Origin of the sequence: Jonquetella sp. BV3C21, from assembly GCF_000468895.1 — a bacterium.
GTDB classification, from domain to species: Bacteria; Synergistota; Synergistia; order Synergistales; family Dethiosulfovibrionaceae; genus Jonquetella; species Jonquetella anthropi.
The window spans coordinates 24,451-46,581 of the sequence record NZ_AWWC01000016.1; the positions used below are offsets into that span (position 1 = coordinate 24,451).

The window sequence follows — 22,131 nt, forward strand, 5'->3', positions numbered from 1 at the left end:
TCAGTTCCTCGCAGAAACTTGTTACTTGACGGCGAGAGGCTTTTCAGAGCCCCAGAGACCGTGGATATTGCAGTACGAAAGGGCCATCAGCGTGCCGCTCGTCTTGAGCTTGAGGGTCACAGATCCTTTCGGCTCGCAGAGCGACGGGCCTTCGTCCGCGCCCTTCGGCGATTCAGCGTGAGCGACGTAGTGGAAGTCCGCCAGCTCGATCGGATTTTTTGCCCCGTCGGGCAGGAAGAACAGCTTCATCCAGCTGATGTGGTGAGCCGTCGTGTTGGGGTGAGCGATCTCCTTCCCCACTGACAGGCAGACTTCAAACGCCTCGCCGGCCGCGACGGTTTCAGGAGCGTCGATGACAGGAACGTGCTTTTCGCCTTTCCAGTCGCCAGTCTGAATCAATTCGCCAAGTTTCATATCGATTACCTCCTCCAGTGGTGGTATATCTTGTATTATGACGGCCGCGAGGCCGTTTCGCAAGGAAAATCAGTCAAGGAGGATTACCCGTTAAATGACTTACTGGGAAGTCCGCGCGTCGGCGACAGGCCGGTGGGACAGCAATATTCGCGTCGTGGCCTCTATTCTCCCGGTGCGGGACGTCGCCGAGGCGCGCCGCAGAGGCGCGACAGAGGAAAAGTTCTGGCAGGAAGCCGACGAAAAAGCCCGCCGAGTAGCCAGCCGCGCCGGCCTGCCTTCGCAGGCCGCCAGCCAACTGATTCGACGGGCCAAGAGCAACCCCTGTTTGGAAACTTTTTTGCTGATCGTCTATTAGGCCAGCGCGCGCAGGCGCTCCCACAGCTCTTTCTGCTGGGGCGTCAGGCTCTGCGGCGTGGTGATCTCCACCCGGGCGAACAGGTCGCCTGACAGGCTCTCCTCCCGCAGGGGAAGGCCGCGCCCTTTCAGCCGAAGCCGCATGCCGCCCCTCGTGCCGGCCGGAATTTTTACGGTCACAGATCCGTCCACGGTAGGAACCTTCGCCGTGCCGCCCAAAGCGGCGTCCCACGGGGCCACAGGGACTTTCACCTCTAAGTCCCAGCCCTGAACGGCGAAGACCGGGTCAGTCCGGAACCTCACAGTGACGAACAGATCACCGTTCGGCCCACCGCCCAAGCCGGGCGAGCCCTGGCCGCGAAGCCGAAGCCGCGTGCCGTCGCTGAGCCCCCGGGGCAGGTTGACCTCGATCTCCCGACTGCCCCGCTCGTCCCGAAGCGTCAAGGTCTTTCGCATCGGCGCGTGAAACGCCTCGCGGATCGACAGCTCGATCGACGCTTCCACGTCGCTTCCGCGCCGCCCCGCCGACGAGTGGAACGTCCGGCCGCCGCCGCCAAAACCGCCGAATATCGTCCTGAAGAACTCGCTGAAGTCCCCGGCGTCGCCGAAGTCCACCCGCGTTCCGCCGGGGAAACCGCCGAACCCACCGGCCCCCTGAGAGGCGCTCTGCCAGTCCGGCCCCAGCTGGTCGTAGGTCGCCCGCTTCTGCGGGTCGTTCAGCACCTCGTAGGCCTCGTTAATGTCCTTGTAGCGGGCTTCCGCGTCCGGCGCCTTGTTCACGTCCGGATGGTACTTTTTCGCCAGCTTCCGATACGCCGACTTGATCGCCGCCCCGTCGGCCGTGCGCTCGACGCCGAGTATTTTGTAATAATCCTTGTACGAAGCCGTCACGGCCCATCACCTCTTATTTAACTAATACTGACCTATGATACTGTGACCCTATTCGGCTGTGCAACGCCATTCTACCGATCTATTCGGACGGGCGCGAGTTTTCCAGCTGTCTGAGCCGCCGGAGCTCGGGGACGATCATCAGCGTCGTGGCCGCCGTGGCCGCCAGGTCGGCCACCGGCATGGTGTACAGGAGCCCGTCAAACCCCCAAGCCAGAGGCAGCAGCAGAATTGCCGGCACCATGAACAGAATCCGCTGAACCAGCGTGAGCACGATCGACCGACCGGGCCGTCCGGTCGCCTGAAAATAGAGACCCGAGACGATCTGATAGCCCACGATCGGCATGGTGAACAGGTACACCCGGAAGCACCGGCGGGCGAACTGGAAGTACAGGTCGCTCCCCCGGCCGAAAAGTTCCATCACCTGATCGGGCCAAAGCTGGAAGACGCTCCAGCCGAGGACGCAGACGACTGTGGCAGTCCAAACTGACAGGCCGTAGGTTCGGCGAACCCGGCCCATGTTCCCGGCCCCGTAGTTGAACCCCAAGATCGGCTGAGCGCCAATGCTGATACCGATCAAAACGGCGATGAGGATCTGATTGACCTTCATCACGATGCCCATGACCGACAGCGGGATATCCGAGCCGTAGGGTGACTGAGTTCCCCAGCTGACCAACGCGTTGTTCATGCAGATTTGGACGATAATGAAGGTGACGTTGTTCAGCAGGCTGGACGCGCCCAAGGACAAAATTCGACTCATCACCTGCCGCTGAATCCTGAAGTGGTGCCGCTGCAGGGTGATCGAGTTGAACCGAAACGCGTACGCCACGGTCATGAAAAACGAGACCATCTGGCTGATGACCGTAGCGGCCGCGGCGCCGGCCACTCCCATGCCGAGCCCCCAGTCAAAGATGAAAATCGGGTCTAACGCCACGTTCAGCAGCGCGCCGGTCAGAGACGACCACATGGCCCAGCGGGGGCTGCCGTCGGCCCGAATGAGGTTGACCAGCCCGAGGGTAACCATGACGAACGGCGTGCCGATGAGGCAGATGGCGCCGTAGCTTTGAGCGTAAGGAAGAACCGTCGGCGTCGCGCCGAACAGCTTCAGCATCGGCGTGAGAAAGACCCATGAAAAGACTGCTAAGACCGAGCCGAGGACGCTTTCAACCGCCAGCGAGTTGCCCACGAAAAAGGCCGCCTCTTCCGGCTGGCGCCGCCCCAGCGACAGGCTGAAGTTGGAGCAGCTCCCGTTGCCCAACAAAAGCGCCAAGGCCATGGTAATTGCGACCAACGGGAACGACACGTTGGTCGCCGCGTTGCCCAGATACCCCACTCCCCAGCCGATAAAAATCTGATCCACAATGTTGTAAACCGAGTTGACGACCAGCGACACCACCGCCGGCGCGCCAAACTCCCGCAAGAGCTTTCCCAGCGGGGCAGTTCCCAGCCGAGACAGATCGTTTCGCGCCATACATCACCATTCCTCTCATATGGAATACTTTGTAGCATACTTTTTTACCTCTGCGCAACCGAAAGTCAGCCAAAATCGACCGTAAGGAAATATTCCGGCACGGAAGAAACCGATCGCCTATAATAGGGACAAAACTTCCCTGAAAGGAGCGTCGTTCGGCTGTGAAGACCCTGTCATTTCTTCAGCCGCTGGCCCAGACGGCCAAGAGCGTTCTCCCTCTGGTTGCCGTCCTTCTCGTCATTCAAGTCGTGGTGCTCAAGAAGCCCTTGGCCGACGTGAAAAGCTTTCTCATCGGCTTGGCCTACACGGTCGTCGGGCTTCACTTTTTCCTCGTCGGCGCGAACCTGTGCCTGCTCCCGCTGGGCGACACGGTGGGACGGAACCTGTACGTCCTGAATCACCGGTGGCTCATCGTCCTCGTCGGCGTCGTGCTGGGCTACTTCGGCACGCTGGTCGAGCCGGCCCTGCGGACTCTGGCACTGCAGGTGGAAGAGCTCTCGGTCGGCGTCATCTCCCGCCGGCTCCTGATCAACGGTGTGGCGATCGGCTTCGGCCTAGGCATGGGGCTCGGGCTGTGGCGGCTGATGAGCGGCGTTTCCTACATCAAGGTGCTGCTGCCGCTCCTTGCGACCGTCGGCCTCTTCGCCTGCATCACCCCTCAGCCGTTCGCCGCCGTGGCGCTTGACGCGGCCAGCGCCACCACCGGGCCGGTGAACATACCGGTGAACATGGCCATCGCCCTCGGCCTGGCAGGCTCCATCGCGGGGGTCGACCCCCTGCTCGCCGGCTTTGGGCTGGTAGGGCTGACGTCGCTCGGCTCAATGATCGCCACAATGGTCCTTTCCATCGCAGCTCGGCTGTGACGCTTGAAGGAGGAAATAGAATGGAACTTTTAGTCATCATCGTTGAACGGGGCAAGGCCGACACGGTCGTCCAGGCCGCCAACGCCGCCGGAGCCTTCGGCGCCACCACGCTTTACGGACGCGGCGCGCCCTCGTCGGAGATACGAAAATTTCTCAGCTTCTCCATCGAGTCGTCGAAAGAGCTGATCTTCATGCTGATTACCCCGCAGAACAGCGACGCCATCATCAAGGCGGTCACGGAAGCCGGACAGCTCAATTCTCCCGGCCGAGGCATCGCGTTCACCGTGCCGGTAAATCAGGTCGTCGGCCTGAGCCGAATCACAGCGCCACAAAACTGACGCCGAAAAAACGAAGCGGCCCGGACTCCTTCGAGTCCGGGCCGCTGATTTTTTCTTCGCCGATCAATCGTCGTCCGACCGGCCGCCGGAGACGGCGACCAGCCCTAAAATACCGCAGAACGCCAGAATCGCCCCAAACGGGTGCCAGCCCTGCAAAAGCCACAGGACCAGAGCCAACCCCAAAAGAGCCGAGCCGATTTTTCCCAAAAGGGACAGCAGGCGAACCGTCCGGGACGGTGGTTCCAGCTCCTCCGGCTCCTCGCCGTCGGGAGACTTGACCGATATCACCGGCTCGCGCCGATGAAGCGGCAGAGGGCGAACCGGTCTGCCTTCTTCCGTCTCTCTCTCAAACAGGATCGGCCTCATCTCTCCGCGCCTTCCGCTTCCTTCGCGACCGGCGCCGCCCTGCCGCCGGTCAGCTTCAGCAGGTCGCTTGGCGCGATGATCATCTGAACGCCCCGACGGCCCGCGCTCACGGCGATCGTCGGCAAAGCGAGCGCCCGCTCGTCCAAGAAGAACTGATGCGCCCGCTTGATTCCCAGCGGCGAACAGCCGCCCCGCTGGTACCCGGTCAGGCTGAACAGGTCCTTGAGCGGGACCATCTCGACTCGGCCGTACCCGGCCGCCCGAGCCAGCGCCTTCAAGTCCACCTCGCAGTCCGCCGGTATGGACGCCACGACCAGATTCGCCTTCCGACCGTCTCCCAACAGAGCCAGCGTCTTGTACACCCGATTCAGCTCGATGCCCAGGACGCTGGACGCGTGAACAGCGCTCAAGTCGCTCTCGTCCACCGGGTACGTTACGACTTCCACCGAAACGCCGGCCTTTTGAGCCATACGAACGGCGTTCGTCATCTCCTGAGCCATGTTCTCACCTCCGCGGGTCGCTTTTCGTATTGTAGCAGAAAACCCGTTGGCCCCAGCAAAAATAAACGCAAGTTTCACTTGACAGATCGACGAAACTTAATTATCATCAGTTCATCAAAAACAAATTGACTGAACGGAGGTTTCATCATGAAAAAACTGATTTGTACCGCAGCGCTTCTGGCGGCTTTGGCGGGCGGGGCATTCGCCGCGCCGGTTCTGAAAGTGGGGACGGAAAGCACCTACCCGCCTTACGAGTTTATCGGTCCGTCGGGAAAACTGGAGGGTTTTGACGTCGAACTGGCAGAAGCGGTCGCCGCCAAGCTGGGAATGGAAGTTCAGTGGCAGGACATGGCCTTCGACGCGCTGATTCCAGCCCTGCTGACGAAAAAGATTGACATGATCGCGGCGGGCATGAGCGCCACAGAGGAGCGGGCCAAGCGGGTGGCGTTTTCGATTCCCTACGAGGAGTCGGTCAGCGCCTTCATCACCCGGCCTGACGGGCCGAAGAGCATTGAAGAGCTGAAGGGGAAAATCGTCACAGTTCAGCTGGGAACAATTCAGGACACCTTCGCCGACTCGATGGAAGGCGTGACGGTGAAGAAGTTCCAGAAGTACGACGACTGCGTGAGGGAAGTGGTCCTCGGCCGGGCCGACGCCTCGCTGATGGACGTGCCAGTCGCCAAGGACTACGTGAAAAGCGAGCAGTTCGGCGGCAAGATCGCCCTGTTCGAGCAGAAGATCTCCACTGGCGACAAGGCGCTGGCCATGTCCAAGGACGCGCCCGAGCTGAAGGAAAAGGTCGACGCCGCCCTGAAAGCCATGGAAGCCGACGGGTCTCTGCAGGCCCTGAAGGACAAGTGGTTCAAGTAACCAATCACAGGAGATGTGCCTGCCCGCCGCGTCAGCGGCGGGTTTTTCTTTTGCCGGCTTGCCTGTTGGTGCTATCATGAAAAAAGAATTTCCTCTTTCACGCCAACGGCGCGGCCTCTGCCGCGCCAAAACAGGACACAAAGGAGACGCGACCAAAGTGAAACGCAGCGACGCCCCAGCCCCTCTGCTGATAAAGAACGCCGACCTGTACGACCCGGCCCCTCAAGGGATCACGAGCCTGTTGATTTTAGGCGGGCGCATTGCCCAAATCTGCCCGGACTTGGACGAGCGGTCCATTCGGTCGGTCCTGCCCGATCTGGTCGTCATGGACGTATCGGGCGCGCGGACCCTTCCGGGGCTGATTGACGGGCATAACCACTTTGCCGGCGCCGGCGGCGAGGGCGGTTTTCAGTTCCGCACGCCGCCGGCCCAGCTGACCGACTTCACCCGGTCGGGCATCACGACCGCCGTCGGGCTTCTTGGAACGGACGGATACAACCGAAGCCTCGAAGACCTGCTGGCTAAAAGCCGGGCGCTGGACGCCGAAGGGCTTTCGACGTGGATATTCACCGGCTCGTATCAGCTGCCCGGGCCGAACCTGTGCGGCTCGACGGCTCGGGACATCTGTCTCATCGACAAGGTCATCGGCTGCAAAATCGCCCTGTCGGACCACCGATCGTCCCACCCGTCGGCCGAAGCGCTGCGGAGCCTCGTCTCGTCGGTCCGAGTCTCCGCCATGCTGGCGGGCAAGCGCGGCGTCGTCTGCGTCCACATGGGCAGCGAGGAAACCGGCCTTGAGCCGCTGCGAGAGGCGCTGCGAGGCACCGACGTGCCGAAAACCCAATTTTTGCCCACCCACGTGGGCCGATGCGAGGACCTGACCCGCGACGCGGTCCGCTGGGTGCGCGAGGGCGGCGCCGCAGACATCACCGCCTCAGACGAGGCCGCGTCCCGGTTCGGCCAGTTCGTCGTCGCCGGAGCTGACGTCAGCCGAGTGACGCTGACGTCCGACGGCAACGGCTCCATGCCGGTCTTCAACGAGGAGAAAGAGCTCGTCGGCATGGGCGTCGGCAGCCCGTCGTCCATTTTAAAGACCATCGGGGACATCGTCACAGGCGGCGTCGCTGACCTGACGACCGCCGTCTCGCTGGCGACGAAAAACCCGGCGGCCCTGCTCGGCCTGCCCGGCAAGGGAAGCCTAAAACCGGGTTTTGACGCCGACTGCCTCGTCCTGAACGACGACTGGACGGTTCGATCGGTGGTCGCCCGAGGCGTTCCTGCGGTTTGGGACGGAAAAATCCTCGTCAGGGGAACGTACGAGCGCTGAACGAAAAAATCCCAGTCCGCCCAACCGAGACGAACGAAAGGAGAACATCATGAGGGAACCAGCCGCCGTCCCAATCGTCCCGCTGATTGACGAACTCGCCCAAACGGTCAACGGGTTTAAAGACATCGAAAAAGCGGCCCAACGGGACTGGAAAGCGCTTTCTCCCCAAACGGCCGTGGATTTTGCCAAAGAACTTTATCGGCTGGACGTTCGCCAAGCTAGGATGTACAGCGTTTTTCTCCTAGGATACTCGGCCTCAGACGACGCCTTACAATTTATGAAAGATGTCGTCTCAAACGACGGCGACTGGCGAGTTCAGGAAATTCTAGCAAAAGCGTTCGACGAGTTTTGCAAAACCCGCGGATATGAAAACTCTTTGCCAGTCATCGACATGTGGCTGAGCGACGAAAACCCGAACGTCAGACGGGCGGTCTCCGAGGGACTGCGAATCTGGACGGGCCGCCCCTTTTTTAAAGAGCACCCGCAGGAGGCGGCCAAGAGGCTCGCGTTCCACAAGGAGGACCCGAGCGAATACGTCCGAAAGTCCGTCGGGAACGCGCTCAGAGACATCAGCAAAAAACATCCCGACCTGATCCGCGACGAGCTCAGGACTTGGCGTCTCGAGACGAAAGAAATTAAACAAACCTACCGGCTCGCGAACGCGTTTCTCGCCCGCTGAGGCAGCGCAAATTCCTTTTGAACCTTCTGTTCCTGCCGCGCTTTTCCAGCCGCCGATTCCACAAAATTTTTCCTCTGTTGCGGGACATAAGAAAAAGTCAGGGCCGCCCAATGGGCGGCCCTGACTTTTTTCTGCGTTCACTAGAAGTCCATCGACGCGCTGTTGTCGCCGGAAGCGAAGGTCATCTTCTTGATGTTCATCTGGTCTTTCATCAGGTTGTAGAAGATCTCGATCAGGTTCTCGCAGGTAGCCACTTTCTTGACCACCACGAGGCGGCACTCCGGGTAGGACTTGGCCAGCGGCGTGTCAAACGCGACCCCGAGCGTCCTGTTCGTCTCAGCGCCGTTTCTGATGCCCTGCTCCTCGTACACCTTGAGAATGGCCGGCAGAAGCGGATCGTTTTCTTGCATGATCAGGGCGTGATCAAACGCTTTCAGGTAATCCCACGCGATGCGCTTCATGCTGTTGCAGGGATACACAAAACCCGTTCTCTTGTCCACGTCCCCTTCAACCTCGATGGTCAAAAGTCCCGAATGGCCGTGCAGGTACTGAGCTTCGCCCTCATAGTCCAAGAAACGGTGAGCGTACTGAATGCTGACTTTCGTGATTGAACGCATGATATGACCCCCTCGTTTTATTTTTTGCCCCCAGGCGGTTAGGCTTCGCCGTCAGAAGACTCCCCAGTTTGTGCCGCCCGGCAGCGCGGGCACAGGTAATTGATCCTCAGGTCGTAGGTCAGGTCGATGATGCCGGTCTGCCGGCGCAGGGACTCGGTCAGATCCGACAGCTTGATGTCCGAAAGCCGGCCGCACCGCCGGCAGACCAAATGGTCGTGCCGGACGATCCGGTCGTACCGGTCCGGCTGCCCCTCAACCGAGACCTTTCGGATCAGCTTTTGATCGCACAGCGATTTCAGGTTGTTGTACACCGTCGCCAGAACGATTTTGGGATTTTCCTTCTTCAGCTCCAGAAAAATCCCCTCCGCCGTGTAATGGTGATCCGGCCTGTTGACTAAGTCCAAAATCATCTTCGCGTAGGCTGTCATTTTTCACGCACCTATTTTAGAATTAATCTAATTTTAATACTCTCAGAATAGAAGTCACGTCCTCAAATTCTTCTGACCTTGACCGATAGGACTTTCAGTTCCTTCGGACCGCCGCTGAAACTTCATCGGCCCATCTGCCTTCGCTCAATCTGCCGCGGGAGGGGGCCAAACCGTTCCCGGCAAGGCAAAAGGAAGCCGGCCTCTTTCGAGGCCGGCTTCCTTGATTGCTCATTATTTTTCTGGGACTTCAAAGGTGAGGGTCGCTATGTAGATGTATTCGTCAATCGGTTCGCCTTCAGCACCCTTCACAACCGCTTGGGTCTCGATGGCCCAGAAGCCGGGGCGCAGGGCGATGATGTGGCCTTCGCCCTTCAGATCCGTTCGGCCGTAGTACGCTTCGTCGCTGTCGTCTTCGGAGAAGCCGCCAAAACGGGCTTTGATCTCGGCAGTCTTGAGTCCCTTCCCGTCCAGAAGGACCTTGATCGGGAACGGTTTGCCGATTTCAAGCGTGCGGATATCAGCCATGGGGACGATTTCCAGCTTGTGACCGATCGGCTGCATCGTGAATGCCATGTCGCCGTCGCCGTTGACCAGGATGGTCTTTGCACCCATCGTGGACTGTTCGGTATAGGTGGCAGTTGGGTACTCGGCTTTGCCCTTCATCGCCCAGCCGTCAGGACCGTTGGACCAGATCGTCGGCTTGTAAACTACTGCCACGATCGAGCCGCCGGCAGGCGCTGCCGAGTCGAGCTTGTGCTCGTAGTTGGGCGTCTCAGAGCGCTTGAAGGCCTTCTCGCCCGAGGCGTCGAACAGTTTGACGTCGTCAAAGATCGACAGCCGAGGCGCGGGGATATCTTCCGGGTTCGGGAAGTGGTGGCCGTAGATCATGTTCGCCGTGATTCCCTTCTCACTCGGAACGGCCCGAAGCCACAGGTGGTGAGCCATGGCCGGAGCCGCAAGCAGAGACAAGCCACACAGAGCCGCGCAGGTAACGCTATGCAGTTTCATGAAAAACTCCTTTTTCGGAACTTCTTCCTCGAAGTTCCCCACTCCTGGGATATGCCCAGACGCCAGAAGTACGCCGGTGCTTTACGCCGTTACTTCAGGTCAGTGACCTCGACCCAAAGTACTGCATCCTGTTCGACGTCGTGGCCGTCAACCTGGACGGTCGCCGCTTCGAGCGCCGCGAATCCCCACCAGCCGGCCTTGGGCAAAGCGTAGACGAACGTGCCGTTCGCGTCGGCCTTGATGGTCTGGGTGAAGAAAACTTCCTTGGCGTCCTCGATGGCAGCCTTCTTGACGAAGCAGTTCTTTTTCAGATCAGGAGCGTGGTTCAGGTACTCTACTTCGATTTCGGCGTTCGGAACGGGTTTGCCGTCGGCGGTGACAACGCCGACAAAGACGTTGCCCTTCCACAGCCCATACGGTTTGGCGAGCGGAAGAATCTCGACCGGCAGGCCGATCGGCTGATCCCAGTCGGTCGGCGTGGCGCCGACGTTGACGATCATCTTGGTGCACTGCTGCATCCACAGGTCTTCGCTGGGCTCATAGTACGGAGCCGGCACGAGGCCAAAGGCGTAGTCGCCCATGGAGCGGCACTTGACGTCGGCAGCGAAAGCGTCCCCCTTGTTGGTCAGGCTGGTCCACTTGATGGGCTTCAAATCGCCCTTCAGGTCGGTCTTTTTCTCTTTGTGCACCACAAAGAACTCCTGAACGCCCATGTCCATCGTGTGTCCGGCCTCGAAGGGGTGGGTGAACACCAGTCGAACGGGAATCGTCGCGCCCTTTTCAAGGACGCTGGTCGGGGTATAGATCATCTGGAAGTGAGCCATCGCAGGGACGGCGCAGAGGACGAGCGCAGCAGCGGCGGCAAAGCCGGCAAATCTCTTCATCGGGTATAGCTCCCCTTTCAAATGTGTTCGGAAGTGGTCTTGCAAAAGCCGTTACTCGATATCCTTGCCGTCGACGATCACCTGATGGCCCGGGCCGGCGTTGAATTCCACTTCGTAGTCGCCTTCGGGCTTCTGGAACTCGTAGGTGCCCTGGTCGTCCAGCTTGGCGTCGATGAGAATTTTCTTCTGCCCGTCCCGAACGATCAGTTTAACGCCGGCAGCGGACGATCCGTCGGAGAACCCGCCCTCGCAGATGACCTTGTCGCCGTCAAGATAGCAGTTCAACAGCGCCGTGTGGGCAAACGCGGAAATGGACAGGCACAGCAGTCCGAGGGTCAGAAGCGCGATCAGTTTCTTTTTCAACTTGAATCATCCTTCCGTGCTGCAAGATACAGATTTCGCATGAAATCTGGTATTTCGTCCACCTGCCGCTCGCCGGCAGGAAGGCACCACAGTGAAAAATCAGTCTCCCGCCGCCGGTTCGGGCGAGTCCTTCCGAAGTTCAAGCAGCTGATTCTTGGGCTTGATCATTCCTAAAACAACCGTACAGATGGCGACAAAGACCGAGAAGACGATCACCATCTGGGGGCCGTTGAGGCCCAACGCCCGGCCGCCGCTGAAAATCAGCGAACCGAACAGCAGGCCAAGAACGGTTGGGAACAGAAGCGACAGGCCGACCCACCGCCACGACCCCGCCTCGACCTTAACCATGACGAGCGTCGCCAGACAGGGCGGATAGAGGGCCATGAAGATCATCAGAGCCAGAGCGTGAAGCGGCGTGTAGCCGTCCTCGCTCTGAAGTCCGTGGGCGATGCTGCCGTTCGGCGATTCGTCGGCGGGCTTGTACAGCAGTCCCAGCGTCGCGACGGTGCTTTCCTTGGCTGCCAAGGCGGACAGCAGCGACACGTTGACCTTCCAGTTGAACCCGGCGTACTTGGTCACCGGCTCCAAGAACTGGCCGATTCGGCCCAGAACGCTTCGATTAAGCACGTCGTCAGACAGGCGCTTTCTCGCCCGGCCGCGGGCGGCTAAAAACGCCCGCCACTCTTTGTTGACCTTGCGGACGTCCGGGTCTTTGCTCTTCGAGACGTCGTACAGGTCGGCGAAGTGCGTGGACGACGGCAGATAGTTCACCAAATTGCTCTTCGCGACGCCGGCGAAAATAGCCCGCTTGGTGCGGTCCATGGCGTCGATCAGCTCTTCCATGCCCTCGTCGGTGGCGACCAGCGGCGCGAACCGGGTGTCCGCGATGGCGCTCCGAAAGTCTTGAGCCGCCTTGTTCACATCCGCCTGGCAAGACTGAACGACGTCTTCCTGCGCGCCGGGGAACCGGGTCAGAAAGAATATGCCCACGGTCACAGCCGCGACGATCGTGCCGATCTTTTTGACGAAAATCAGCGTCCGCTCGACCGACCGAAGGACGACCCCCCGAAGGGTCGGGATGTGGTACGGCGGCAACTCCATGATGAACGGCGCCGACGGCTTGTTCTTCAGCACCGTCATGGTGAGCACTTTGGCCGCGCACAGCGCCATGAACAGGGTGATCGTGGAGATAAACACCATCATCGACGCGGAAATATCGGCGAAGAACGCGCCGATCAGCAGCGAGTACAGGGGCACCTTGGCCAGACAGTTCATCATCGGCACGACGAGAATCGTGGCCAGCCGGGCTTTTTCGTCGGCGATGACCCGGGTCGCCATGACGCCGGGAACCGCGCAGCCGCCGACGAAGACGCCGCCCAGAATCAGCGGCAGGGTCGACTGGCCCTGCAGGCCAAACCGGCGAAGCGCCCGGTCGAGAATGAACGCGATTCGGGGCATATAGCCCAAGTCTTCCAAGACGGCGATGCAGGCAAAAAGCACGAGGAAGATCGGCACGTAGTTCAGCACCGCGTTCAAGGAGATGACGACGCTCATGCCCAGATCCCTCAGAAGGCCGTCGGTCAGGAGGCCGCCCTTGGGAAGGATCATTGTGGCGTACAGCTCGATCCGCCGCAGGACCGGCCCAAAGTACTCGGTAAGCTTGTAGCCCCGGTTGATGGACAAGTAATACAGCAGGTAGAACACGCCGAGCAGGATAATCGGCCCGAAGACCCGGTGAACCACAATCCTGTCCGCTCGGTCGGTCATCGACGGCCCGATTCGGCTCTTGGACTGAATCTGATTCAGCACGGCCGAAACGGCGGTGTGCCGCCTCAGGCCGACTTCCGCCGCCGAGGTGTCGCCGATTTCTTCAAAAAAATTTTTCTTGTGCTTCTCCGCCGCCTCAAGAATCCCCGGCCCGGCGGGCGTCGCCTTCAGGATGTCCTCCACTTGGGAGTCGTTCTCGAGAAGCTTGACCGCTCCCCAAAGGGGTGGAAACGCCAAGCCTGAAACGCCTTCTATCGCCTTGGTCAGCTCTTCGACGGCCTCGGACAAGTCGCCGTAGTCCAGCGGCTTCATGTCCGACTTCTTCCGGCTTTTGGCCTTGATCGCTTCCAGAAGTTCGGCCTTGCCCCTGAGCTTGTTTCCCACCGTTCTCACGGCCGGGACGCCCAGCAGCTCGGACAGTTTGCCGGCGTCGATCTTCAGCCCCCGGCCTTCGGCCACGTCGGCCATGTTCAGAGCCAGAATGAGCGGCACGCCCATTTCGATGAGCTGAACCGTCAGGTACAGCCCCTGTTTCAGGTTGGAGCTGTCGAGCACGTTGACGACGAAGTCAGCTTCGCCGCTCAGCACGCTGTCGCGGGTAACCGTCTCTTCCAGCGAGTAGGACGTCATGCTGTACACGCCCGGCAGGTCGATAACCTGATAGGTCTCCCCGTCCAACTTGAACGCGCCCCTCTTCACGTCCACAGTCACGCCAGGGTAGTTCGCCACATGCTGCCGCGCGCCGGTCAGCATGTTGAACAGCGTCGATTTACCGCAGTTAGGCTGTCCGACTAAGCCGATGCGTATCAAGACACCACCTCCAGCAGTCGGGCCTCCTCATGGCGAAGCGACACGTGCGCCCCGTCAAGGACAAATTCCACCGGGTCGACCAACGGCGCGTTGCGCAGAACTTCGACTACCGCCCCCCGAAAGAATCCCATGTCCATCAGCCGCTGGCCCACGACGCCAGCCGCGTTGGAACGGCGTATGCGCACCACGTTGCCCGGCCGAATCTCGTCGAGTGTCATTCCCCCTACCCCTTTCCGAAAAACAAAATTCTGGTTCTTATACCTCGTCCGCTAAGTTAGTAGTGCTGAACATTATATCGTATAGAGTATGGGTCGTCCATTTGTACCGGCGGCGATCAGAAGTTCGACCGACAGACGCTGTCAGGTTTTACGTGGTATCCTTGTCCCACACAGCCGGGTTCTGCCGGCGAAGGGAGGCCCATTTTTCGTGCTTCAAGCGGTTCTTTTCGACTTTGATATGACGCTGATCGACAGCAGCGACGCCATGCTCAACAGCTTCCGCCTGCTGTCCGAGCGGTTCGGCTTTCCGCCGGTCACCCGGGAGAGGCTAATGGAGTTCATCGGCCTGCACGACGAAGCGTACTGGCGCGAGGCGATCGGCGGGATTTCTGAAGAAATACTCGACTACTACCGACAGGTCTGTCTGCCGAGCGAGCTGCCGCTGTTCCGCCCGCTGGACGGAACGGTCCAGTGCCTGAAAAACCTTCGGCGCCGCGGGCTCGCGACAGGCTGCGCGACGAACCGCCGAACCGGCGACGCCATTCTGCGCCAAACCGGCCTGTGGGATCTGATGGACTGTTCCATCGGCGCCGGCCAAGTGCCCAACCCCAAGCCGGCCCCGGACATGCTCCTTTTGGCTATGGAAAAGCTAGGCGCGTCTCCCGAATGCACCGTTTACGTCGGGGACACCGACCTTGACGTGGCCGCCGGTGTCGCCGCGGGCGTGAGGGTGGTCGCCCTGACGACGAGCACCGACGAGAAGACGCTGCGCCGCGCCGGAGCTTGGCGGGTCTGCGCCGCGCCGTCCGAGCTGGAAGGCCTGCTGGCCGGCGAAGGGTTGCTGGCTCCCGACGATGGGAACTGCCGACCGAACTAAACTGAGCACAAAAAAAGCAGCCGGACGGGCTTCCCGTCCGGCTGCTTCGCTTTTCGTTTACTCTTCCCATTCAACCGTCTCGTCAAACGGCTCTCTCGGGCTTTTAAACCCGTCGATCGGCTCTCCTGCCCCGTAGCCAAGCGCGACGCCGAGGATAAGCCGCCGCCCCTTTCCCCAGTTCAGGAAGTCTGAGACCGCCCCTTCGACGATCCGAACGTACCCGGCAATACAGCTGTCGAGTCCCAGTCCCTGAGCCGCCAGACAGAGGTGAGAGACAAAAAGTCCCGCGTCAACCAGTCCTCTGGGCAGGTCAGCCTCGTCGAGGGACACCAGCGCGACCGCCGGCGCGTCGAAAAAGACGATGCTGCGGCGGATCAGCTCGGCCGGCGAGACGCCCGCGGCTTCCATCGCCGGGGCAAACGCCTTCTGAAGCGACCGGCCGCCCCTCATCGACCGAAGGGAACCGGCAGACGCCCCGAAAGAGCCCGTCTTCCCGGACTCAAAGGCGGCGACCACGGCCGCCCGAAACGCTTCCAGCCGCGCGCCCTGCAGGACGGTAACCCGCCAAGGCTGGCCGTTTTTCGCCGACGGGGCCATGCAAGCAAGGCGAAGGACTTCTTCCAAAAGGGCGTGGGGAATCGGCTCGTTTTTGTAGCTTCTCGTCGAGCGCCGGGCCTTGATCGCCACGGAGACGGTCAGCTCGGTCATAACCTGGCGCCTCGGCCCTTGCTGCGGCCCATGGAACGGCCAACAAGCCGGTCCATCATCATCAGCTGGTCGTACTGCTCTGCCGTCAAGGCGCCGTCGGCCAGCACGGTTTCACGAATGGACGAGTCGTTCTCGTACGCCAACTTGGCCAGAGCGGCCACTTTTTCGTATCCCAGCACGGGAGTAAGCGCCGTCGCAACCATCAGGCTCTGCCCGACGAAACGGCTGATCTGCTTCTCGTTCGCCGTTATGCCGACGATGCAGCGCTCGGCAAAGCTCTGCATGCCGTCAGCCAGCAGCTGACAGCTGGACAGCACGTTGCGGGCCAACAGAGGCATGTAGGTGTTGAGCTCCAGCGCGCCCTGCGACGAAGCGATCGATACCGCCACGTCGTTGGCCATGATCTGAATGGCGATCTGGGTAATGGCCTCGCACTGGGTGGGGTTCACCTTGCCGGGCATAATCGAACTGCCCGGCTCGTTGGCCGGCAGCACCAGCTCGCCGAAACCACACCGCGGACCGGAGGCCAACAGCCGTACGTCGCAGGCGATCTTGAATACGTCAGCCGCCAGCGTCCGCACGACCCCGTGGAAGGCGCACAGCTCGCCACGGCTCGACAGGGCGTGAAACTTGTTCCGCTCCGACAGGATTCGAGTGCCTAAAAACTCGGTCAGTTCGGTAGCCACGAGCAGGCCGAAATTGGCCGGCGCGTTCAGCCCAGTTCCCACAGCCGTTCCGCCGAGCGCCAGCGGCCTAAGGAGCTCCAGCGACGTGGCGATCATTCCCAAGTCCCGACGGACCGACGCCGCCCAGCCGCCGATTTCCTGCCCTAGCGTCACCGGCGTGGCGTCCTGCATGTGAGTCCGGCCGATTTTTATCAGCCGAGAGTACCGTCTCGCCTTGGACTCCAGCCGTTTGGCTAAGTTCTCTCCCGCCGGGAGCAGTCGGCGCTCCGCCAGCAGGAGCGATGCCAGATGAACGGCCGACGGGAAAACGTCGTTCGTGCTCTGGGATCGGTTCACGTGGTCGTTCGGGTGAACAGGACGTCCGATGGCGTCGGACGCGACGCGGGCTATCACCTCGTTGACGTTCATGTTGGTCTGAGTGCCGCTGCCAGTCTGCCAGACCTGCAGCGGGAAGTCTTCCCACGGCGTGTTCTCGTACAGCCGAAGGGCCGCGGACGCCACCGCGTCAGCGATATCCTGAGGCACCAGCCCGAACTGCCGGTTGATCTTGGCGCAGGCCGCCTTGATTATCAGAAGCGCCTTGATAATTTCCCTCGGCATGCGGTCGGACTCGTTCCCTATCGGGAAGTTTTGAAGACTCCGCTGGGTCTGAGCCCCCCACAAGCGGTTCGCCGGCACTTCGACGGAACCGAGCGTATCGTGCTCCATCCGATATTCCATCGTCGTTCCTCCTTGAAAAACATTTCGCCCCCACCTGTCGGATAAATGCTTAAACGTGTATACTGAAATAACCATAAGAGACAGGGGGAAGTTCCGTGGACAAAACTCAAAAGACAGACGACGACCAGCTGATTCGCTTCGGCGTCGCCGTGCCGGAGAGCCTGCTGAAGCTCTTCGACAAGCGGTTTCACAAACAGGGCGTTCCTACCCGCTCAGAAGCCCTTCGGCAACTGATACGGGACTTTGTCACCGCCGACACGTGGCAGAGCGGACAGGGTGAAGTGTACGGAAGCATCACCATCACGTACAATCACAACACCCGCGAGGCTGGGACTAAAATGACCGAGATCCAGCACCACTACAAAGACGTTATCCTCTGCACCACCCACATTCACGCCAACGAACGGGGCTGCTTGGAGGTCATCATGCTGCGGGGGCCGGTTCCTCGAGTCAAAAAGCTCATCGAAGAGATGCGCTCCCTCAAGGCCATTCTGAGTTTAACTCCCGTCGTCCGGGCCCTCGTTTAAGCAACTGCTTCATTGTGTTCTGCCGCCGTCGGAGCGTCAAGCGAAAAGCTTCCCGTTCCATTCGGGAAAACAGCTGGACTTGTCCCCAGCATCATAGCTGAGTAAGAACTCTAATAAGAGGCCCAGCCCCGCTTCCGCGGGGCCGGGCCTTTAACATTTCAGACAAATTTTAATAGGCGCGCAGCCGCTCGTCCGATCATTCGCAAGGCGCGCCGGCGGCAGCCAGCTCGCACAGCAGCGCCGTTCCCAGAGGCAGACACGACTCGTCGAGCCGGAAACGAGAGCTGTGAAGCCCCGCGGCGTCCGTTTCGCCTGGATGACGGCAGCCTAAGTGGGCGTAACAGCTTGGCAGAGCCTGACAGAAGTAGGCGAAGTCGTCGCAGGTCATCGACGGCTCCGGCGGTGTCACGGACTGAACCCCGCAGCGGCGGGCCACCGCCTGAACCAGCTGAACGGCCCGAGGGTCGTTGATCACCGCTGGATAGCTTTCGACGAACGAGACGGCCGCGCTGGCTCCGCATGAATTGGCGGTGTACTCGGCGACCCGGCGAACCGCCTCTTTCGCCCGAACCCGGCCGTCCCGCGACAGGGTGCGAATGATCCCGTCAAATCGAGCGTCCTCGGGAATGACGTTGCCGGCGCTTCCGGCGTGGAAGCTGCCAACCGTGACGACAACGCCGTCAGACGGCCGGCTCGTCCGGCTGACGACGGTCTGCAGCGCGTCGACGGCTCGACAGGCCGCCACGACCGGGTCAACTGCCAAGTGAGGCGACGCGCCATGGCCGCCTCGGCCGGAAATAGTCACCGAAAAGGTATCCGACGAGGCCAGCACGGCGCCGCTAGCGGCGCCGACGATGCCGACGTCCAGCCAAGGCGCCACGTGCAGGGCAAACGCCATGCCGGCGCGGCCCGCCGCCCCCGCGTCGATCATCGGCTTGGCCCCGCCGGTCGTCTCCTCGGCAGGCTGAAAGCAAACCGTCAGCGGACCGGGAAGCTTCCGCCCCTTCAGCAGTTTTAAAGCGCCCAGCGCCATGGTCACGTGGGCGTCGTGCCCGCAGGCGTGCATCTGCCCGGGAATTTGGGACGACCACGGCAGGCCTGTGGCCTCAGTAACCGGCAGGGCGTCCATATCGGCCCGCAGGACGATTCCAGCCCCGCCGCCGCCCGGCAGGAACGCGACAAGCCCGCCGGCGCACTCGCGCAGCGGCACGCCTATTTCGGCCGCGACGGCTTCTATTCGAGCTTTCGTCTGGGGCAGATGACGGTCCAACTCAGGCGTCCGATGAAACGCCCGGTACGTTTCGGACAGCCATTTGCCGATTGACCGGACCAGTTCGCTGTACTCCATCCTTCTCCCTCACAGCCGCCCCAGCGGTATGGAATATTTGCCAGAAAAAACGGGACCGCCGAACGGCCGGCGGTCCTTTTAGGAATGAACAAATCTCTTAATGGCCCGCTTTCACGGCCTGGTCGACGTATCCTTTAAAGTCGACCGTCTGCGCGCTCAGCAGCGCGGAAGCGCCCATCAGCTTGACGACGGCCTTTAAGTCGATCGGCTGGTGAATTGCCGCGTCGGTGGCCAGCCAAAAGCGGCAGCCGCCGTCAATCGTTTCGACCCAAGCTCGGCCGCCGTCAGCGCACGAATTCCACTCGTTGGCGATCTTTTCGCCGTCGGCGACGGAAATTTTTTGGTCGTACCACCACGCAAGCCGAGCGTGCCCGGCCCGCACCTGAGCAAAGCCCCTCAGCCCGGGGGCAAAACAGAACGCCACGCCGGACTGGTCTCCTTTTTGTTCCAACTGAGCGTTCGGATCCACCGAACAGAGCGCGTTTTTCAGGTCGCTCAACTCTTCCGGCTGGGACGAGAACGGCACGGCACGGCAGGAGTCGCCCGTCGGCTCCGAAAGGGCTTCCTGAGATACCTGCGGTTTGCTTCCCGACTTCTCCTGCCCACTGCGGGGCGCGGCAGCCGAAAGATTGGCTGCTGCCAATCCCAGCATGAGAAGTGTCATTAGCAATTTTTTCACGCAGATCCCTCTTTTCGCCGCGAAACTCTTAACAACTTTCACTGACTTTTAAAGCAGATAATATACGTATCTCTTTTATTATATGTTTTTCGGCCCAAGAAGCAAGGTTTTCTTGAGCCGATGAATAGTCTTCGCTTCAAAAATCTTCTGAAAGCAAAAAGGGAAGCCGCGATGCGGCTTCCCTTCAGCTCGGTTGAGTTACGCCATTTCTCCCTTGATCTGATCGACCCAGCCGCTGATCCGATCAGCCGTCTGGTCAGACTGGTTGTTGTCGTCCAGCATGAGGCCAACGAACTTGCCGTCCTTCAGAGCCCGGCCGGTTCCCTCATAGCCGTCCGCCGGCCACGCGCCGATGAAGGCCGCGCCGGACGAAGCCAGCTGATCGTGGATTTCGGCGATGGCGTCGCCGAAGGTGTCGCTGTAGCCCACCTGATCGCCGCAGGCGAACAGGGCGATTTTTTTGCCGGACAGATTGCTGCTGGCGACTTTGGGCAGAAAATCGGCCCAGTCGTCCTGAAGATCTCCCAGCCCCCACGTGGAGCTGCCGAGAACCAGCACATCATAACCGTCAAAATCAGAAGCCTCAGCCTCCGCGACGTTCTTCACGTCGGCGCCGAGCTTTTCAGCGATCGTTTCCGCCGCTTCTTGGGTTACGCCAGTGGTGCTGCCGTAAAAGACTCCGATTTTCATACTCCCTACCTCCCGACATAAAGTTACCATGCACTAACATCATAGCACGTCGTCGGAAGAGGAACAAGGGATCGTTACTTTACTTTGTCCTTCCAAGCGCCGTAGCCTTCCTCGTCCATTTTGGACAGCGGGATAAAGCGGACCGCCGCGCTGTTGATGCAGTACCGCAGGCCGCCTTTATCCTTCGGGCCGTCCTCAAACACGTGGCCGAGGTGAAGGTCTCCGGCCCGGCTCCGCACTTCCGTCCGGATCATGCCGTGGGACGCGTCAACCCGCTCGTGAACGGCGCTCCCCTCTATCGGGGCCGAGAACGCAGGCCAGCCGCAGCCGGAGTCGAACTTGTCCCGGGACGAGAAGAGCGGCTCGCCGGTCGCGGCGTCCACGTAGATTCCCGGTTCGTCGGTCTTCCAGTATTCGTTGTCAAACGGAGCTTCCGTGCCGTTTTCAAGCATCACGTGAGCCGACAGGGGGCTCAATTTTTTGCGAAGTTCTTCGTCACTCGGCCGGACGTAGGCGCGCGTCTCCGGGACGGTCTTGGCCGCGTCTTCGATGAGCGAACGGGGGATATGGCAGTAGCCGCCGGGATTCTTTTTCAGGTAGTCCTGGTGGTAGTCCTCGGCCGGGAAGAAGTTCTCCAACGGCTTGAGCTCCACTGCCAGCGGCTGGCCGAGCTGCCGGGCCGCGGCGTCAAAGGCGAGCTGAATCTGGGGCCGGTCGGCCTCGTTTTCGTAGTACACGCCGGTTCGGTACTGGGTTCCCACGTCGCCGCCCTGACGGTTCACCGACGTGGGGTCGATGACCGACAGGAACAGCGAGACGAGCCGTTCCAAGCCGATGACCTGATCGTCGTATCGGGCTCTGACGGTTTCAGCGTGACCGGTCAGCCCGGTGCAGACCTCCTGATAGCTGGGCGCCTTGTTCAGGCCGTTGGCATAACCGACCTCTGTATCCACCACGCCGGGGAGATTTGACAGGTACGCTTCAAGTCCCCAAAAACAGCCTCCGGCAAGATAAATCGTCTTCACTTCTGCGTTTGCCATGGTCGCACCTCCTAAAATAGCGAGCGTTAAAACCGTTTTTGCTAATCCTCTCATTGGGTCACCTCCGTGCAAATTATCAGATAAATTCATTGTATGGAGGGCCCCAACGATCCGCAACGAAGAATTGCGGGCCCTCCAGTAGGATATGCCCGCAATTCTCTCTTTTCTGTTAATTTGTCCTTCTCTGTCTCACGGTCAGTCAAAGTTCTCTTCGATCAGCGGGTTGCCGCAGAGTTCGACAACCTTCAGCAGGTCAGGACAGCTGATCCACAGCGTGGCGGTGTTCTCGCACGGGTGAATACCCAGCCGCTTTTCGCCGAGAAGCCCTTTATCCAACACAACAATGACCTGATGGGACGCGTCGTTTAAAATTCCCAGCGGCGTGACCGCCCCTTGGGTCAGCCCTAAGTACTTCATCAGCCGCTCGGCCGACGCAAAACTGAGGCGAGACGCGTTCAGCTGGGCGGACAGCCGTTTCAGGTCGGCCCGCCGGTCCTCCCGCATGACGACTAAAAAGTGCTTCGTCCCCTTGCCGTCCCGAAGGAACAGGTTCTTGCAGACCGTTCCCAGCTTCGTCAGGCCTAAACGCTCCATCTCCTCGATGGTGAACACCGGCTCGTGTTCGGTCACCTCAAACGGGATTCCTTTTTCTTTCAGCCACGCTTCAACTTCGCCGCGCGTCATCTTCGTT

Annotated in this window: 27 protein-coding genes; 8 read left to right on the forward strand and 19 right to left on the reverse strand. The window is 60.5% G+C overall.

Translation table 11 applies throughout. From position 1 onward, the window contains the following. Positions 1–21 precede the first annotated feature (21 nt). Positions 22–414: a class II SORL domain-containing protein gene (locus HMPREF1249_RS03780; protein WP_008523427.1), complete on the reverse strand. Its 393-nt coding sequence runs from the start codon at positions 412–414 to the stop codon at positions 22–24. A 94-nt stretch (positions 415–508) separates the two neighbouring features. On the opposite strand from HMPREF1249_RS03780, the gene HMPREF1249_RS03785 reads away from it, so the two are divergent. After that, the gene (locus tag HMPREF1249_RS03785) at positions 509–769 is read left to right on the forward strand and encodes a hypothetical protein (protein ID WP_008519698.1); all 261 of its coding nucleotides are present in this window, start codon (positions 509–511) and stop codon (positions 767–769) included. Here HMPREF1249_RS03785 and HMPREF1249_RS03790 read toward each other — a convergent pair. Continuing rightward, positions 766–1,659 carry a DnaJ C-terminal domain-containing protein gene (locus HMPREF1249_RS03790; RefSeq protein WP_008523429.1) on the reverse strand — a complete coding sequence of 298 codons (894 nt, stop codon included), beginning with the start codon at positions 1,657–1,659 and terminating at the stop codon, positions 766–768. The genes HMPREF1249_RS03785 and HMPREF1249_RS03790 overlap by 4 nt on opposite strands. A 79-nt stretch (positions 1,660–1,738) precedes the next feature. Continuing rightward, entirely contained in the window at positions 1,739–3,127 is a 1,389-nt protein-coding gene (locus HMPREF1249_RS03795; RefSeq protein ID WP_008519702.1) for an MATE family efflux transporter, read from the reverse strand. 161 nt (positions 3,128–3,288) lie between these two features. Here HMPREF1249_RS03795 and HMPREF1249_RS03800 point away from each other — a divergent pair, with 161 nt between their 5' ends. Both HMPREF1249_RS03800 and HMPREF1249_RS03805 read left to right on the forward strand, forming a co-directional pair. Beyond that, a complete protein-coding gene (locus HMPREF1249_RS03800) occupies positions 3,289–3,990 on the forward strand; it encodes a DUF1538 domain-containing protein (RefSeq protein ID WP_008519704.1) in 702 nt (233 codons plus the stop codon). Between the two features lie 20 nt (positions 3,991–4,010). After that, positions 4,011–4,328, forward strand: a complete 318-nt coding sequence (locus tag HMPREF1249_RS03805; protein WP_008519706.1) for a P-II family nitrogen regulator — start codon at positions 4,011–4,013, stop codon at positions 4,326–4,328. Positions 4,329–4,391: 63 nt separating this feature from the next. Here the strand turns inward: HMPREF1249_RS03805 and HMPREF1249_RS03810 are convergent, their stop codons facing one another. Next, entirely contained in the window at positions 4,392–4,694 is a 303-nt protein-coding gene (locus tag HMPREF1249_RS03810) for a hypothetical protein (RefSeq protein WP_008519708.1), read from the reverse strand. Next, positions 4,691–5,194, reverse strand: a complete 504-nt coding sequence (ybaK, locus tag HMPREF1249_RS03815; protein ID WP_008519710.1) for a Cys-tRNA(Pro) deacylase — start codon at positions 5,192–5,194, stop codon at positions 4,691–4,693. The genes HMPREF1249_RS03810 and ybaK overlap by 4 nt, the downstream gene beginning before the upstream one ends. 147 nt (positions 5,195–5,341) lie before the next feature. On the opposite strand from ybaK, the gene HMPREF1249_RS03820 reads away from it, so the two are divergent. The 3 genes from HMPREF1249_RS03820 (at position 5,342) to HMPREF1249_RS03830 (ending at position 8,070) form a co-directional block, all read left to right on the forward strand. Then, on the forward strand, positions 5,342–6,064 hold the full coding sequence (locus HMPREF1249_RS03820) for a transporter substrate-binding domain-containing protein (protein ID WP_021775849.1): 723 nt from the start codon (positions 5,342–5,344) through the stop codon (positions 6,062–6,064). A gap of 157 nt (positions 6,065–6,221) precedes the next feature. Further along, on the forward strand, positions 6,222–7,391 hold the full coding sequence (gene iadA, locus HMPREF1249_RS03825; RefSeq protein ID WP_039873229.1) for a beta-aspartyl-peptidase: 1,170 nt from the start codon (positions 6,222–6,224) through the stop codon (positions 7,389–7,391). A gap of 49 nt (positions 7,392–7,440) precedes the next feature. Then, positions 7,441–8,070: a DNA alkylation repair protein gene (locus HMPREF1249_RS03830; protein WP_021775854.1), complete on the forward strand. Its 630-nt coding sequence runs from the start codon at positions 7,441–7,443 to the stop codon at positions 8,068–8,070. Positions 8,071–8,210: 140 nt separating this feature from the next. Here HMPREF1249_RS03830 and HMPREF1249_RS03835 read toward each other — a convergent pair whose 3' ends face one another. The 7 genes from HMPREF1249_RS03835 to HMPREF1249_RS03865 all read right to left on the reverse strand — a co-directional run bounded on the left by HMPREF1249_RS03835 (position 8,211) and on the right by HMPREF1249_RS03865 (position 14,165). Continuing rightward, positions 8,211–8,687, reverse strand: a complete 477-nt coding sequence (locus HMPREF1249_RS03835) for a 6-pyruvoyl trahydropterin synthase family protein (protein ID WP_008519722.1) — start codon at positions 8,685–8,687, stop codon at positions 8,211–8,213. Positions 8,688–8,725: 38 nt separating this feature from the next. Beyond that, positions 8,726–9,115: a Fur family transcriptional regulator gene (locus tag HMPREF1249_RS03840; protein WP_021775857.1), complete on the reverse strand. Its 390-nt coding sequence runs from the start codon at positions 9,113–9,115 to the stop codon at positions 8,726–8,728. A gap of 231 nt (positions 9,116–9,346) precedes the next feature. Next, positions 9,347–10,123, reverse strand: a complete 777-nt coding sequence (locus HMPREF1249_RS03845; protein WP_039873213.1) for a DUF4198 domain-containing protein — start codon at positions 10,121–10,123, stop codon at positions 9,347–9,349. A gap of 89 nt (positions 10,124–10,212) precedes the next feature. Beyond that, complete coding sequence (locus HMPREF1249_RS03850) at positions 10,213–11,007, reverse strand: DUF4198 domain-containing protein (RefSeq protein ID WP_021775852.1); 795 nt, start codon at positions 11,005–11,007, stop codon at positions 10,213–10,215. 51 nt (positions 11,008–11,058) lie between these two features. Beyond that, positions 11,059–11,370 (reverse strand): hypothetical protein, encoded by a 312-nt coding sequence (locus HMPREF1249_RS03855; RefSeq protein WP_008519732.1) that lies wholly within the window; start codon positions 11,368–11,370, stop codon positions 11,059–11,061. A 99-nt stretch (positions 11,371–11,469) separates the two neighbouring features. Next, positions 11,470–13,947 (reverse strand): ferrous iron transport protein B, encoded by a 2,478-nt coding sequence (gene feoB / locus HMPREF1249_RS03860; protein ID WP_021775868.1) that lies wholly within the window; start codon positions 13,945–13,947, stop codon positions 11,470–11,472. Further along, positions 13,944–14,165: a FeoA family protein gene (locus tag HMPREF1249_RS03865; RefSeq protein ID WP_008519738.1), complete on the reverse strand. Its 222-nt coding sequence runs from the start codon at positions 14,163–14,165 to the stop codon at positions 13,944–13,946. Before HMPREF1249_RS03865 ends, feoB begins: the two co-directional genes overlap by 4 nt. A gap of 208 nt (positions 14,166–14,373) precedes the next feature. Between HMPREF1249_RS03865 and HMPREF1249_RS03870 the strand changes: the two genes are divergently transcribed. Further along, the gene (locus HMPREF1249_RS03870; protein WP_008519740.1) at positions 14,374–15,042 is read left to right on the forward strand and encodes an HAD family hydrolase; all 669 of its coding nucleotides are present in this window, start codon (positions 14,374–14,376) and stop codon (positions 15,040–15,042) included. A 57-nt stretch (positions 15,043–15,099) separates the two neighbouring features. Here the strand turns inward: HMPREF1249_RS03870 and HMPREF1249_RS03875 are convergent, their stop codons facing one another. Together HMPREF1249_RS03875 and HMPREF1249_RS03880 are read right to left on the reverse strand one after the other, a co-directional pair. Then, complete coding sequence (locus HMPREF1249_RS03875; RefSeq protein WP_008519743.1) at positions 15,100–15,750, reverse strand: nitroreductase; 651 nt, start codon at positions 15,748–15,750, stop codon at positions 15,100–15,102. Then, positions 15,747–17,156: a class II fumarate hydratase gene (locus HMPREF1249_RS03880; RefSeq protein ID WP_008523440.1), complete on the reverse strand. Its 1,410-nt coding sequence runs from the start codon at positions 17,154–17,156 to the stop codon at positions 15,747–15,749. The genes HMPREF1249_RS03875 and HMPREF1249_RS03880 overlap by 4 nt, the downstream gene beginning before the upstream one ends. A gap of 95 nt (positions 17,157–17,251) precedes the next feature. Here HMPREF1249_RS03880 and nikR point away from each other — a divergent pair, with 95 nt between their 5' ends. Then, positions 17,252–17,683 (forward strand): nickel-responsive transcriptional regulator NikR, encoded by a 432-nt coding sequence (gene nikR / locus HMPREF1249_RS03885; protein WP_008523441.1) that lies wholly within the window; start codon positions 17,252–17,254, stop codon positions 17,681–17,683. Between the two features lie 196 nt (positions 17,684–17,879). Here the strand turns inward: nikR and HMPREF1249_RS03890 are convergent, their stop codons facing one another. From HMPREF1249_RS03890 to HMPREF1249_RS03910, 5 genes are all read right to left on the reverse strand, one after another. Next, positions 17,880–19,031, reverse strand: coding sequence for a M20 metallopeptidase family protein (locus HMPREF1249_RS03890; protein WP_008519748.1), 1,152 nt, complete (start codon positions 19,029–19,031; stop codon positions 17,880–17,882). A 97-nt stretch (positions 19,032–19,128) separates the two neighbouring features. Then, the gene (locus HMPREF1249_RS03895) at positions 19,129–19,710 is read right to left on the reverse strand and encodes a hypothetical protein (RefSeq protein ID WP_008523443.1); all 582 of its coding nucleotides are present in this window, start codon (positions 19,708–19,710) and stop codon (positions 19,129–19,131) included. A 198-nt stretch (positions 19,711–19,908) separates the two neighbouring features. Next, positions 19,909–20,400: a flavodoxin gene (locus tag HMPREF1249_RS03900; protein ID WP_008519751.1), complete on the reverse strand. Its 492-nt coding sequence runs from the start codon at positions 20,398–20,400 to the stop codon at positions 19,909–19,911. A gap of 74 nt (positions 20,401–20,474) precedes the next feature. Beyond that, entirely contained in the window at positions 20,475–21,440 is a 966-nt protein-coding gene (gene msrB, locus HMPREF1249_RS08200; protein WP_155801310.1) for a peptide-methionine (R)-S-oxide reductase MsrB, read from the reverse strand. Positions 21,441–21,635: 195 nt separating this feature from the next. Continuing rightward, a complete protein-coding gene (locus HMPREF1249_RS03910; protein ID WP_008523448.1) occupies positions 21,636–22,124 on the reverse strand; it encodes a prolyl-tRNA synthetase associated domain-containing protein in 489 nt (162 codons plus the stop codon). Positions 22,125–22,131: the final 7 nt, after the last annotated feature.